Origin of the sequence: Vibrio sp. Vf1514 (assembly GCF_052076135.1) — a bacterium.
In the GTDB taxonomy this organism is placed as follows: domain Bacteria; phylum Pseudomonadota; class Gammaproteobacteria; order Enterobacterales; family Vibrionaceae; genus Vibrio; species Vibrio furnissii.
The window spans coordinates 2,837,681-2,849,408 of the sequence record NZ_CP197267.1 but is presented as its reverse complement, the minus strand read 5'-3'; the positions used below and the strand labels follow the sequence as shown (position 1 = coordinate 2,849,408).

The 11,728-nt window shown below is 46.9% G+C and carries 23 protein-coding genes; all 23 read left to right on the top strand.

Annotation, left to right across the window (positions count from 1 at the left end; genetic code table 11):
• The first annotated feature begins 7 nt into the window (after nucleotides 1-7).
• A complete protein-coding gene (rlmB, locus tag ACS18Q_RS13255) occupies nucleotides 8-748 on the top strand; it encodes a 23S rRNA (guanosine(2251)-2'-O)-methyltransferase RlmB (protein ID WP_055465822.1) in 741 nt (246 codons plus the stop codon).
• Between the two features lie 418 nt (nucleotides 749-1,166).
• A complete protein-coding gene (gene rpsJ, locus ACS18Q_RS13250) occupies nucleotides 1,167-1,478 on the top strand; it encodes a 30S ribosomal protein S10 (RefSeq protein ID WP_001181007.1) in 312 nt (103 codons plus the stop codon).
• Nucleotides 1,479-1,492: 14 nt separating this feature from the next.
• Entirely contained in the window at nucleotides 1,493-2,122 is a 630-nt protein-coding gene (gene rplC, locus ACS18Q_RS13245) for a 50S ribosomal protein L3 (RefSeq protein WP_004728598.1), read from the top strand.
• A gap of 16 nt (nucleotides 2,123-2,138) precedes the next feature.
• On the top strand, nucleotides 2,139-2,741 hold the full coding sequence (gene rplD / locus ACS18Q_RS13240; protein WP_004728599.1) for a 50S ribosomal protein L4: 603 nt from the start codon (nucleotides 2,139-2,141) through the stop codon (nucleotides 2,739-2,741).
• Nucleotides 2,738-3,040, top strand: a complete 303-nt coding sequence (gene rplW, locus ACS18Q_RS13235; protein WP_004728600.1) for a 50S ribosomal protein L23 — start codon at nucleotides 2,738-2,740, stop codon at nucleotides 3,038-3,040. Before rplD ends, rplW begins: the two co-directional genes overlap by 4 nt.
• A 16-nt stretch (nucleotides 3,041-3,056) precedes the next feature.
• Nucleotides 3,057-3,881: a 50S ribosomal protein L2 gene (rplB, locus tag ACS18Q_RS13230; protein WP_004728601.1), complete on the top strand. Its 825-nt coding sequence runs from the start codon at nucleotides 3,057-3,059 to the stop codon at nucleotides 3,879-3,881.
• Between the two features lie 21 nt (nucleotides 3,882-3,902).
• Nucleotides 3,903-4,181 (top strand): 30S ribosomal protein S19, encoded by a 279-nt coding sequence (gene rpsS, locus ACS18Q_RS13225; RefSeq protein WP_004394525.1) that lies wholly within the window; start codon nucleotides 3,903-3,905, stop codon nucleotides 4,179-4,181.
• 10 nt (nucleotides 4,182-4,191) lie between these two features.
• Nucleotides 4,192-4,524: a 50S ribosomal protein L22 gene (gene rplV / locus ACS18Q_RS13220; RefSeq protein ID WP_004728603.1), complete on the top strand. Its 333-nt coding sequence runs from the start codon at nucleotides 4,192-4,194 to the stop codon at nucleotides 4,522-4,524.
• 19 nt (nucleotides 4,525-4,543) lie between these two features.
• The gene (gene rpsC / locus ACS18Q_RS13215; protein ID WP_004728604.1) at nucleotides 4,544-5,245 is read left to right on the top strand and encodes a 30S ribosomal protein S3; all 702 of its coding nucleotides are present in this window, start codon (nucleotides 4,544-4,546) and stop codon (nucleotides 5,243-5,245) included.
• Nucleotides 5,246-5,256: 11 nt separating this feature from the next.
• Nucleotides 5,257-5,667 carry a 50S ribosomal protein L16 gene (rplP, locus tag ACS18Q_RS13210; RefSeq protein ID WP_004728605.1) on the top strand — a complete coding sequence of 137 codons (411 nt, stop codon included), beginning with the start codon at nucleotides 5,257-5,259 and terminating at the stop codon, nucleotides 5,665-5,667.
• On the top strand, nucleotides 5,667-5,858 hold the full coding sequence (rpmC, locus tag ACS18Q_RS13205; protein WP_004728606.1) for a 50S ribosomal protein L29: 192 nt from the start codon (nucleotides 5,667-5,669) through the stop codon (nucleotides 5,856-5,858). The genes rplP and rpmC overlap by 1 nt, the downstream gene beginning before the upstream one ends.
• Nucleotides 5,858-6,112, top strand: a complete 255-nt coding sequence (gene rpsQ / locus ACS18Q_RS13200; protein ID WP_004728607.1) for a 30S ribosomal protein S17 — start codon at nucleotides 5,858-5,860, stop codon at nucleotides 6,110-6,112. The genes rpmC and rpsQ overlap by 1 nt, the downstream gene beginning before the upstream one ends.
• A 161-nt stretch (nucleotides 6,113-6,273) precedes the next feature.
• Nucleotides 6,274-6,645, top strand: coding sequence for a 50S ribosomal protein L14 (gene rplN / locus ACS18Q_RS13195; protein WP_004394532.1), 372 nt, complete (start codon nucleotides 6,274-6,276; stop codon nucleotides 6,643-6,645).
• A 14-nt stretch (nucleotides 6,646-6,659) separates the two neighbouring features.
• Nucleotides 6,660-6,977, top strand: a complete 318-nt coding sequence (gene rplX, locus ACS18Q_RS13190; protein WP_004728608.1) for a 50S ribosomal protein L24 — start codon at nucleotides 6,660-6,662, stop codon at nucleotides 6,975-6,977.
• A 24-nt stretch (nucleotides 6,978-7,001) separates the two neighbouring features.
• The gene (gene rplE, locus ACS18Q_RS13185; RefSeq protein WP_004728609.1) at nucleotides 7,002-7,541 is read left to right on the top strand and encodes a 50S ribosomal protein L5; all 540 of its coding nucleotides are present in this window, start codon (nucleotides 7,002-7,004) and stop codon (nucleotides 7,539-7,541) included.
• 17 nt (nucleotides 7,542-7,558) lie between these two features.
• Entirely contained in the window at nucleotides 7,559-7,864 is a 306-nt protein-coding gene (gene rpsN / locus ACS18Q_RS13180) for a 30S ribosomal protein S14 (protein WP_004728610.1), read from the top strand.
• 29 nt (nucleotides 7,865-7,893) lie between these two features.
• Entirely contained in the window at nucleotides 7,894-8,286 is a 393-nt protein-coding gene (rpsH, locus tag ACS18Q_RS13175) for a 30S ribosomal protein S8 (RefSeq protein WP_004728611.1), read from the top strand.
• 12 nt (nucleotides 8,287-8,298) lie between these two features.
• Entirely contained in the window at nucleotides 8,299-8,832 is a 534-nt protein-coding gene (rplF, locus tag ACS18Q_RS13170) for a 50S ribosomal protein L6 (RefSeq protein ID WP_004728612.1), read from the top strand.
• Nucleotides 8,833-8,841: 9 nt separating this feature from the next.
• Nucleotides 8,842-9,195, top strand: a complete 354-nt coding sequence (gene rplR / locus ACS18Q_RS13165) for a 50S ribosomal protein L18 (RefSeq protein WP_004728613.1) — start codon at nucleotides 8,842-8,844, stop codon at nucleotides 9,193-9,195.
• A 15-nt stretch (nucleotides 9,196-9,210) separates the two neighbouring features.
• The gene (gene rpsE, locus ACS18Q_RS13160) at nucleotides 9,211-9,714 is read left to right on the top strand and encodes a 30S ribosomal protein S5 (RefSeq protein WP_004728614.1); all 504 of its coding nucleotides are present in this window, start codon (nucleotides 9,211-9,213) and stop codon (nucleotides 9,712-9,714) included.
• Nucleotides 9,715-9,721: 7 nt separating this feature from the next.
• The gene (gene rpmD / locus ACS18Q_RS13155) at nucleotides 9,722-9,898 is read left to right on the top strand and encodes a 50S ribosomal protein L30 (protein WP_000201159.1); all 177 of its coding nucleotides are present in this window, start codon (nucleotides 9,722-9,724) and stop codon (nucleotides 9,896-9,898) included.
• A gap of 5 nt (nucleotides 9,899-9,903) precedes the next feature.
• Complete coding sequence (gene rplO / locus ACS18Q_RS13150) at nucleotides 9,904-10,338, top strand: 50S ribosomal protein L15 (RefSeq protein ID WP_004728615.1); 435 nt, start codon at nucleotides 9,904-9,906, stop codon at nucleotides 10,336-10,338.
• 20 nt (nucleotides 10,339-10,358) lie between these two features.
• Nucleotides 10,359-11,693: a preprotein translocase subunit SecY gene (gene secY / locus ACS18Q_RS13145; protein WP_004728616.1), complete on the top strand. Its 1,335-nt coding sequence runs from the start codon at nucleotides 10,359-10,361 to the stop codon at nucleotides 11,691-11,693.
• Nucleotides 11,694-11,728 lie beyond the last annotated feature (35 nt).

Genomic DNA, 11,728 nt, shown 5'->3' with positions numbered 1-11,728 from the left:
GTAAACAATGAGTAACGAATTTATTTATGGCATCCACGCGGTGAACGCAGTTCTTGAGCGCGATCCCGCTCGTTTTGTGGAAGCCTATGTACTGAAAGGTCGTCAGGATGACCGACTGTTGCCGGTTCTGAATGAACTGGCACGTTTGGGGATTTCGATTCAGGAAATGCACCGCAAAGCGCTGGATGACAAAGCGCAAGGGGCCAATCACCAAGGCGTGATTGCCAAAGTGAAACCGGCGAAACAACTGAATGAAAACGACTTGGACGACATCCTGGCTCAGCATCCTCAGCCTTTGCTGTTGGTGCTGGACGGTGTGACTGACCCTCATAACCTCGGTGCATGTTTGCGTAATGCAGACGCTGCGGGCGTGGCGGCGGTTATCGTGCCGAAAGACAAATCTGCGCCAATGACGGCCACGGTCAGCAAAGTGGCGTGTGGCGCGGCCGAAACCGTGCCACTGGTTCGCGTGACCAATCTGGCTCGTACCATGCGTGCGCTGCAAGAAAAGGGCATCTGGTTTGTCGGTACGGCGGGTGAAGCGACACACGATATTTACCAAAGCAAACTGACTGGGCCTTTGGCGATTGTCATGGGAGCGGAAGGGGATGGCATGCGCCGCCTCACGCGTGAAACCTGTGATGACCTGATCAAGATCCCAATGGCGGGTAGCGTCTCGAGCCTCAACGTTTCGGTCGCCACCGGCATCTGTTTGTTTGAAGCGGTGCGTCAGCGTTCATTGGCATAAGCCATTCGACGTATGAATCCAAAACGCAGGCAATTTGCCTGCGTTTTTTATTGCCCGCGTTCAACCAACAATCAGCCGCTTAATTCGAGAGGCGATTATTTTTCAAACACTACTTGCATGAAAACATGTGATCTGTATAATGCAGCGCACTGGTTAAGCCAGTTGTGAACCAATGAGCAGCGAGGAGCTGATGAATCTTACGATTCGTTAGGTAATGTAAACTCAGCTTATGTTCGCAGTTAATAAAAATTTAGCTTTCACTATCGTTATGATAGTTCAGGTTAATCACCTATTAGCTGACAATGCGTCCTAATCTTGGATGCTACGGTTTCACATAAATCAATCGGCATTCTCTCGTCTCGACGAGTTTGAGTGGCGATATTGTTTGTGTAATTTTTTAATATTGGAGCTCTGTCTCATGCAGAACCAACGTATCCGTATCCGCCTAAAAGCATTCGATTACAAACTGATCGACGCTTCTACCGCGGAAATCGTTGAAACAGCTAAGCGCACTGGCGCACAGGTTCGTGGTCCAATCCCACTGCCAACTCGTAAAGAGCGTTTCACAGTTCTTATCTCTCCACACGTTAACAAAGATGCTCGTGACCAGTACGAAATCCGTACTCACAAACGTCTAATCGACATCGTTGAGCCAACAGACAAAACTGTTGATGCTCTGATGCGTCTAGACCTTGCTGCGGGCGTTGACGTACAAATTAGCCTAGGTTAAGGGAGATTAGAAGAATGATTGGTCTAATCGGTCGTAAAGTGGGCATGACCCGCGTATTTACTGAAGACGGCGTTTCTATTCCAGTAACTGTTGTTGAAGTTGAAGCAAACCGCGTTTCTCAAGTGAAAACTCTTGAAACTGACGGCTACGCTGCAATCCAGGTAACTGCTGGTTCTAAGAAAGCTAACCGTGTAAACAAAGCTGAAGCAGGTCACTTTGCTAAAGCTGGTGTTGAAGCTGGTCGCGGTCTTTGGGAATTCCGTTTGGAAAACGGTGAAGAGTTTGAAGTTGGTTCAGAACTGACTGTTGAACTGTTCAACGAAACTAAGAAAGTAGACGTTACTGGTACATCGAAGGGTAAAGGTTTCCAAGGCGCTGTTAAGCGTTGGAACTTCCGTACTCAAGATATGACTCACGGTAACTCATTGTCTCACCGTGCTCCTGGTTCTATCGGTCAATGTCAGACTCCAGGCCGCGTGTTTAAAGGCAAGAAGATGGCAGGTCACATGGGTGCTGAGCGTGTAACGACTCAAAACCTAGAGATCGTACGTGTTGACGCTGAGCGCAATCTGCTTCTGATTAAAGGTGCAGTCCCTGGCGCAACTGGCGGTAACGTGATCGTTAAACCAGCTGTTAAAGCATAACGTCTAGGAGTAAGTAATGGAATTGATGGTTAAAGGTGCTAACGCACTAACTGTTTCCGAAACTACTTTCGGACGTGAGTTCAACGAAGCTCTTGTACACCAAGTAGTTGTTGCGTACGCAGCAGGTGCTCGTCAAGGTACTCGTGCTCAAAAGACACGTTCAGAAGTTTCTGGCGGTGGCGCTAAGCCATGGCGTCAAAAAGGTACTGGCCGTGCACGTGCTGGTACAATTCGTAGCCCAATCTGGCGTACAGGTGGTGTTACTTTTGCTGCGAAACCACAAGATCACAGCCAAAAAGTAAACAAGAAAATGTACCGCGGTGCTATGAAGAGCATTCTGTCTGAGCTAGTTCGTCAAGAGCGTCTAATCGTTGTTGAAGAATTCTCAGTTGAAGCACCAAAAACTAAAGAGCTAGTAGCTAAGCTTAAAGAACTTGAGCTTAACGATGTACTAATCGTTACTGGCGAAGTAGACGAGAATCTATTCTTAGCTGCTCGTAACCTGTACAAAGTTGACGTGCGTGACGTTTCTGGTATCGACCCAGTAAGCCTAATCGCATTTGACAAGGTTCTTATGACTGCTGCTGCAGTTAAGCAAGTTGAGGAGATGCTGGCATGATCCGTGAAGAGCGTCTACTAAAAGTTCTACGTGCACCGCACATCTCTGAAAAAGCAACTATGGCTGCAGAGAAAGCGAACACTATCGTTTTCAAAGTAGCACAAGATGCAACTAAGAAAGAGATCAAAGCAGCTGTAGAAAAGCTATTTGAAGTTGAAGTTAAGTCTGTAAATACTCTTATCATTAAGGGTAAGACCAAGCGTCAAGGTCTACGCCAAGGCCGTCGTTCAGACGTGAAGAAAGCGTACGTAACTTTGAAAGAAGGTCAAGATCTTGACTTTGTTGGCGGCGCGGAATAACAGGAGTAGTTGAAAAATGGCTATTGTTAAATGTAAGCCGACTTCGGCTGGTCGTCGTCACGTAGTTAAAGTTGTTAACGCTGACCTACACAAAGGTAAGCCTTACGCACCACTTCTAGAGAAAAACTCTAAGAATGGCGGTCGTAACAACAACGGTCGTATCACTGTACGTCACATCGGTGGTGGTCACAAACAACACTACCGTGTAATCGACTTTAAACGCACTAAAGACGGCGTTCCAGCGAAAGTTGAGCGTCTAGAATACGATCCAAACCGTAGCGCAAACATTGCTCTAGTTCTGTACGCAGACGGTGAGCGTCGTTACATCATTGCACCAAAAGGTATGCAAGCTGGTGACGTTATCCAATCTGGTGTTGATGCACCGATCAAAGCGGGTAACACTCTACCAATGCGCAATATCCCAGTGGGTTCTACTGTTCACTGTGTTGAACTGACTCCTGGTAAAGGTGCACAGCTAGCTCGTTCTGCGGGTGCATATGCTCAAATCGTTGCTCGCGACGGTTCATATGTAACTATCCGCCTACGTTCTGGTGAGATGCGTAAAGTATTGTCTGAAGGCCGTGCAACAATCGGTGAAGTAGGCAACGCTGAACACATGCTACGTGAACTGGGTAAAGCAGGTGCAAGCCGCTGGCGCGGTGTTCGTCCAACCGTTCGCGGTGTGGTAATGAACCCGGTTGACCACCCACACGGTGGTGGTGAAGGCCGTACTTCTGGTGGTCGTCACCCTGTTTCTCCTTGGGGTATGCCTACTAAAGGCTTCAAAACCCGTAAGAACAAACGCACTGACAAGTACATCGTACGTCGTCGTAACAAGTAATCTATTTAAAGAGGAATCGCCATGCCACGTTCTCTCAAGAAGGGTCCATTTATTGACCTACACTTGCTGAAGAAGGTAGAGAAAGCGGTGGAAAGCGGAGACAAAAAGCCTATTAAGACTTGGTCCCGTCGTTCAATGATCATTCCAACAATGATCGGTTTGACCATCGCTGTCCATAATGGTCGTCAACACGTTCCAGTTTTTGTAACTGACGAGATGATCGGTCACAAACTGGGTGAATTTGCACCAACTCGTACTTACCGCGGTCACGCTGCGGATAAGAAAGCTAAGAAGCGTTAAGGAGTAAATAATGGAAGCATTAGCTAAACATAACTTTGCTCGCATTTCGCCTCAGAAAGCTCGCTTAGTTGCAGATCTAATTCGTGGTAAATCAGTAGACCAAGCTCTAGAAGTTCTGACGTTCAGCAACAAAAAAGCTGCTGATCTGATCAAGAAAGTTCTTGAGTCAGCTATCGCAAACGCGGAGCACAACGAAGGTGCTGATATCGACGACCTACGTGTCGCTAAAATCTTCGTAGATGAGGGCCCTGTCATGAAGCGTATTATGCCTCGTGCCAAAGGTCGTGCGGATCGTATCTTGAAGCGTTCAAGCCACATCACTGTGGTTGTCGCAGATCGCTAAGAGACTAGGAGAGTAAGCAATGGGTCAAAAAGTACATCCAAATGGTATTCGTCTAGGCATCGTTAAGCCTTGGAATGCTACATGGTTTGCTAACACCAAAGATTTCGCTGACAACCTAGACGGCGACTTCAAGGTACGTCAGTTCCTAACTAAAGAACTGTCAAAAGCGTCTCTTTCACGCATCGTTATCGAGCGTCCAGCGAAGAGCATCCGTGTGACTATTCACACTGCTCGTCCAGGCGTTGTTATCGGTAAGAAAGGTGAAGACGTTGAGAAGCTACGCACAGCTGTAGCGAAAATCGCAGGTGTACCAGCGCAAATTAACATCGCTGAAGTACGCAAGCCTGAGCTAGACGGCCAACTAGTGGCTGATAGCATCGCGTCTCAACTAGAGCGTCGCGTGATGTTCCGTCGTGCTATGAAGCGCGCGGTACAAAATGCCATGCGTCTAGGCGCTAAAGGTATCAAAGTGGAAGTAAGCGGTCGTCTAGGCGGCGCTGAAATCGCACGTTCTGAGTGGTACCGTGAAGGCCGTGTGCCTCTACACACTCTACGTGCAGACATTGATTACGCAACTTCTTCGGCTCACACCACATACGGTGTAATCGGCGTTAAAGTTTGGATCTTCAAAGGTGAGATTCTGGGCGGTATGCCAGCTGCTAACGCAGTAGAGCCAAAGGCTGATAAGCCTAACAAGAAGCCGCGTAAAGGCCGTAAGTAAGGAGTCGACAGATGCTACAACCTAAACGTACTAAGTTCCGTAAGGTTCATACAGGTCGTAACCGTGGTCTGGCTAAAGGTACAGAAGTAAGCTTCGGTTCTTTTGGTTTGAAAGCTGTTGGCCGTGGTCGTCTAACTGCTCGTCAAATCGAAGCGGCACGTCGTGCTATGACGCGTCACATTAAGCGTCAAGGTAAAATCTGGATCCGTGTGTTCCCAGACAAACCAATCACAGAAAAACCACTAGAAGTTCGTCAAGGTAAGGGTAAAGGTAACGTTGAGTACTGGGTAGCCCAAATCCAACCTGGTAAGGTTATGTACGAAGTTGATGGTGTACCTGAAGAACTGGCTCGTGAAGCGTTCCGTCTTGCGGCACGTAAACTGCCATTCAAGACTACATTTGTAACTAAACAGGTGATGTGATGAAAGCACTAGATCTACGCGAAAAAAGCGTTGAAGAGCTGAATGCAGAGCTACTGAATCTGCTTAAAGAGCAGTTCAACTTGCGTATGCAAGCTGCAACTGGTCAACTACAGCAAACTCATACTCTGAAAGCTGTACGCCGTGATATCGCACGTGTAAAAACTGTTTTGACTGAGAAGGCGGGCGCATAATGAGCGACAATATTCGTACCCAACAAGGTCGTGTTGTTAGCGACAAGATGGATAAGTCTATCACTGTTGCTATCGAGCGTTTCGTAAAGCACCCTATCTACGGTAAATTCGTTAAGCGCACGACTAAAGTACACGCACATGACGAAAACAACGAGTGTGGCATTGGCGACACAGTTGAAATTTCAGAATGTCGTCCACTGTCCAAGACTAAGACTTGGACATTGGTGAAAGTAGTAGAAAAAGCGAAAATCTAATTTAGCTTAAACCTACGAAAAAGCGGCCCCAATTATTTTTGGGGCCGCTTGTTTTTTGACTACCCAATCTCGAAAAAGGGTGATACAATTCGCGTCCCTTTAAAGAGGCAGCCCGACCCGAGATGGGTCTAGTTAATTTAAATATTTAGCGGAGCACTAACATGATCCAAATGCAAAGTATGCTGGACGCAGCTGATAACTCAGGCGCTCGCAGCGTAATGTGTATTAAGGTTCTGGGTGGCTCTCACCGTCGTTACGCCCACGTTGGCGACATCATCAAAGTTACCGTTAAAGAAGCAATTCCTCGCGGTAAAGTTAAAAAAGGTGATGTACTGAAGGCGGTGGTAGTTCGCACCCGTAAAGGCGTACGTCGTCCAGACGGTTCTGTCATTCGCTTCGACCGTAATGCTTGTGTGTTGTTGAACAACAACACTGAGCAACCTATCGGTACACGTATCTTTGGTCCAGTGACTCGTGAACTTCGCAACGCGAAATTCATGAAGATTGTCTCACTGGCTCCAGAAGTTCTGTAAGGAGCGGCAATACAATGGCAGCTAAAATCCGTCGTAATGACGAAGTAATCGTTCTTGCTGGTAAAGATAAAGGCAAGAAAGGTAAAGTAACTAAGGTTCTCGCAACTGGTAAAGTTATCGTTGAAGGTATCAACCTTGTTAAGAAACACCAGAAACCTGTTCCTGCACTAGGTATCCAAGGCGGTATCGTAGAGCAAGAAGCAGCGATCGATGTTTCTAACGTTGCAATTTTCAACGCAGCTACTGGTAAAGCGGACCGTATCGGTTTCCGTATCGAAGACGGCAAGAAAGTTCGTTTCTTCAAGTCTAACGGCGAAACCGTTTCTAACTAATTAGAAGTAATTTGGAGTTCTACTATGGCGAAACTGCATGATTACTACAAGTCGTCTGTAGTCGCTGAACTGACCAAACAGTTCAGTTACACAAGCGTCATGCAAGTCCCTAGAATTGAGAAAATCACCCTCAACATGGGCGTTGGTGAAGCAATCAACGATAAGAAACTACTAGAAAACGCAGCAGCTGATATGGCTATCATCTCTGGTCAAAAACCATTGGTGACTAAAGCTCGTAAATCTGTTGCAGGTTTCAAAATTCGTGAAGGCTACCCAATTGGTTGTAAAGTAACCTTGCGTGGCGAACGCATGTGGGATTTTCTGGAGCGTCTGATTTCGATCGCTCTTCCACGTGTACGTGACTTCCGTGGTGTTAGCGCTAAGTCTTTTGACGGTCGCGGTAACTACAGCATGGGCGTTCGCGAGCAAATCATCTTCCCGGAAATCGACTACGATAAAGTCGATCGTGTGCGCGGTCTTGATATTACTATCACGACTACTGCTGCAAACGATGAGGAAGGCCGTGCTCTGCTGGCTGCCTTTAACTTCCCATTCCGTAAGTAAGGTGAAGGGTTACTGTTATGGCTAAACAATCAATGAAAGCACGTGAAGAAAAACGTGCAAAGCTAGTAGCTAAGTTCGCTGAAAAGCGTGCTGCGCTTAAAGCTACCATCAGCGATGTAAACGCATCCGAAGAAGATCGTTGGAACGCAGTTCTGACACTGCAATCTCTTCCACGTGATTCAAGTGCATCTCGTCAGCGCAACCGTTGTAACCAAACTGGTCGTCCACACGGTTACCTACGTAAGTTCGGTCTGAGCCGTATCAAAGTTCGTGAAGCTTGCATGAAAGGCGAGATTCCTGGACTTCGTAAGGCTAGCTGGTAATTGCCACTTAATCATTTGGAGTAAAGTTTATGAGCATGCAAGATCCGATTTCGGATATGCTGACCCGTATTCGTAACGGTCAGGCAGCAAACAAAGTTGCTGTTAAAATGCCTTCTTCAAAGCTTAAAGTTGCAATTGCTGCACTACTTAAAGCTGAAGGTTACATCGTTGACTTCGCTGTTGACAGCGAAGCAAAACCTGAGCTGGAAATTACTCTTAAGTATTTCCAAGCAAAACCAGTAATCGAGCAAATCAAACGCGTTTCTCGTCCAGGTCTTCGTGTTTACAAGAAGAAAGACGAGCTGCCATCAGTGATGGGCGGTCTTGGTGTTGCTGTCGTTTCCACTTCCAAAGGTCTGATGTCAGACCGTGCTGCTCGCAAAGCAGGTCTTGGTGGTGAAATCATCGCTTACGTAGCGTAATAGGAGTAGAAAATGTCTCGTGTTGCTAAGGCACCTGTCGCTATTCCAGCTGGCGTAGAGGTGAAACTAAACGGCCAAGAGATCACTGTAAAAGGCGCTAAAGGTGAACTAACTCGCGTTGTTCACAATGGCGTAGTGATCGCACAAGAAGAAAACAAGCTAACTTTCGGCCCTCGCGACGGTGTTGAAAATGCATGGGCTCAAGCAGGTACTGCTCGCGCTCTTGTAAACAACATGGTTGTTGGTGTTACTGAAGGCTTTACTAAGAAGCTAGTTCTTAAAGGTGTTGGTTACCGTGCTGCTATCAAAGGCAACGCTGTAGGTCTAACCCTAGGCTTCTCTCACCCAGTTGAGCACGAGTTGCCAGCGGGTGTTAAAGCCGAATGTCCAAGCCAAACTGAGATCGTTCTGACTGGTTGTGATAAACAAGTCATCGGTCAAGTAGCGGCTGACATTCGTTCTTACCGCGCGCCTGAACCATACAAAGGTAAAGGTATTCGTTACGCAGATGAAAATGTGCGTACTAAAGAAGCTAAGAAGAAGTAAGGTAACACTATGGATAAGAAAGCATCTCGCATCCGTCGTGCTACACGTGCACGTCGTAAGATTGCAGAACTGGGTGCAACTCGCCTAGTAGTACACCGTACTCCTCGTCACGTGTACGCTCAAGTGATTGCAGCTAATGGCTCTGAAGTTATCGCAGCAGCTTCTACTGTAGAAAAAGCGATCCGTGAGCAAGTGAAATATTCTGGTAACATCGATGCAGCGAAAGCAGTTGGTAAAGCAGTTGCTGAGCGTGCGCTTGAAAAAGGCGTAACAGTAGTTGCATTCGATCGTTCTGGTTTCCAATACCACGGTCGAGTGGCGGCGCTAGCAGACTCTGCTCGCGAAGCTGGTCTGAAATTCTAAGGTAGGGTTGGAAAGATGGCTAAAGAACAACAAGTTCAAGCGAATGATTTGCAAGAAAAGCTAATCGCCGTTAACCGTGTTTCTAAAACGGTTAAAGGTGGTCGAATCATGAGCTTTACTGCACTGACTGTAGTTGGTGACGGTAACGGTCGTGTAGGTTTCGGTTACGGCAAAGCTCGTGAAGTACCTGCAGCGATCCAAAAAGCAATGGAAAAAGCGCGTCGTAACATGACTACGATCGCTCTGAACGAAGGTACTCTTCACCACCCGGTGAAAGGTCGCCATTCGGGCTCTAAAGTTTACATGCAGCCTGCTGCAGAAGGTACTGGTGTAATCGCAGGTGGTGCGATGCGTGCAGTACTTGAAGTTGCTGGTGTACACAACGTTCTGTCTAAAGCATACGGTTCTACGAACCCTATCAACATCGTTCGTGCAACGATCGATGCACTAGCAAGCGTTAAGTCACCTGAAATGGTTGCTGCTAAACGTGGTCTGACTGTTGAATCTATTTCGGAGTAAGAACACCATGGCAACTATTAAAGTAACTCAAACTAAAAGCTCAATTGGTCGCCTGCCTAAGCACAAAGCTACTTTGCGCGGTCTAGGCCTTCGTAAAATCAACCACACAGTAGAACTTGAAGATACTCCGTGCGTGCGCGGCATGATCAACAAGGTTTACTACATGGTTAAAGTTGAGGAGTAATCAGAATGTTTTTGAATACTCTAGCACCGGCTGCGGGTTCTAAGCCTTCTAAGAAGCGTTTGGGCCGTGGTATCGGTTCTGGCCTTGGTAAAACTGGTGGCCGTGGTCACAAAGGTCAAAAGTCTCGTTCTGGCGGTAAAGTTCGTCCAGGTTTTGAAGGCGGTCAAATGCCTCTGAAACAACGTCTACCTAAATTCGGTTTCACTTCTCGTAAGAGCCTAGTGTCTGCTGAAGTTCGTCTAGCTGAGCTAGCGAAAGTAACTGGTGACGTAGTTGATCTGAACAGCCTGAAAGCGGCTAACGTCGTTACTAAGAACATCGAGTTTGTTAAAGTTGTTCTTTCTGGCGAGATCACCAAAGCAGTGACTGTAAAAGGTCTGCGCGTGACTAAAGGCGCTAAAGCTGCAATCGAAGCTGCAGGCGGTAAAATCGAGGAATAATCTCGAGGATTGAGGTACAGATGGCTAAGAAACCAGGACAAGATTTTCGTAGTGCTCAGAGCGGCTTAAGTGAACTGAAGTCGCGCTTGTTATTCGTAGTGGGTGCGCTTTTAGTATTCCGAGCAGGCTCTTTTGTGCCGATTCCTGGTATTGACGCTGCTGTACTTGCCGATTTGTTCGAACAGCAAAAAGGCACCATCATTGAAATGTTTAACATGTTCTCTGGTGGTGCACTTTCGCGTGCATCTATATTCGCACTGGGCATCATGCCGTATATTTCGGCGTCGATTGTTGTTCAGTTGTTGACTGTAGTTCATCCAGCGTTAGCGGAACTCAAAAAAGAGGGTGAAGCAGGCCGTCGTAAGATCAGCCAATATACGCGCTACGGCACGCTTGTACTTGCAACTTTCCAAGCTATTGGTATTGCAACTGGCCTACCAAACATGGTCGACAATCTGGTTGTTATCAACCAAACCATGTTTACGCTAATTGCGACCGTGAGTTTAGTAACCGGCACCATGTTCCTAATGTGGTTAGGTGAACAAATTACAGAGCGAGGAATTGGTAATGGTATTTCATTGCTAATTTTTGCAGGTATTGTTGCTGGATTGCCAAAAGCAATCGGACAAACAATCGAGCAAGCGCGTCAAGGTGAACTGCATGTACTTCTTCTACTGTTAATCGCAGTGGTTGCGTTTGCTGTTATTTACTTCGTTGTGTTCATGGAACGTGGTCAGCGTCGAATCGTCGTTAACTACGCGAAGCGTCAACAAGGTCGTAAAGTATTTGCAGCGCAGAGCACGCACCTGCCGTTGAAAATCAACATGGCGGGTGTTATCCCTGCGATTTTTGCATCAAGCATTATCCTGTTCCCAGGAACACTGGCTCAGTGGTTCGGTCAGAACGGTGAGAGCAGCACATTCGGTTGGCTAACTGATGTGTCTTTGGCTCTCAGCCCAGGCCAGCCTCTGTATGTAATGCTTTATGCAGCAGCGATTATTTTCTTCTGTTTCTTCTATACAGCGTTGGTGTTTAACCCACGTGAAACAGCAGATAACTTGAAGAAGTCAGGTGCATTCGTACCCGGTATCCGCCCAGGTGAACAGACAGCTAAATATATTGATAAAGTAATGACTCGCTTAACCCTTGCTGGTGCGCTATACATTACTTTCATCTGTCTGATCCCTGAGTTCATGATGGTCGCTTGGAACGTACGTTTCTACTTCGGCGGTACATCACTACTGATTGTAGTCGTCGTAATCATGGACTTTATGGCACAGGTACAGACACATATGATGTCAAATCAATATGAGTCTGTGTTGAAAAAGGCAAATCTGAAGGGTTACGGCCGTTAATCGGTCGCCCATTCAGAGTAGATTTACGGAGTTTA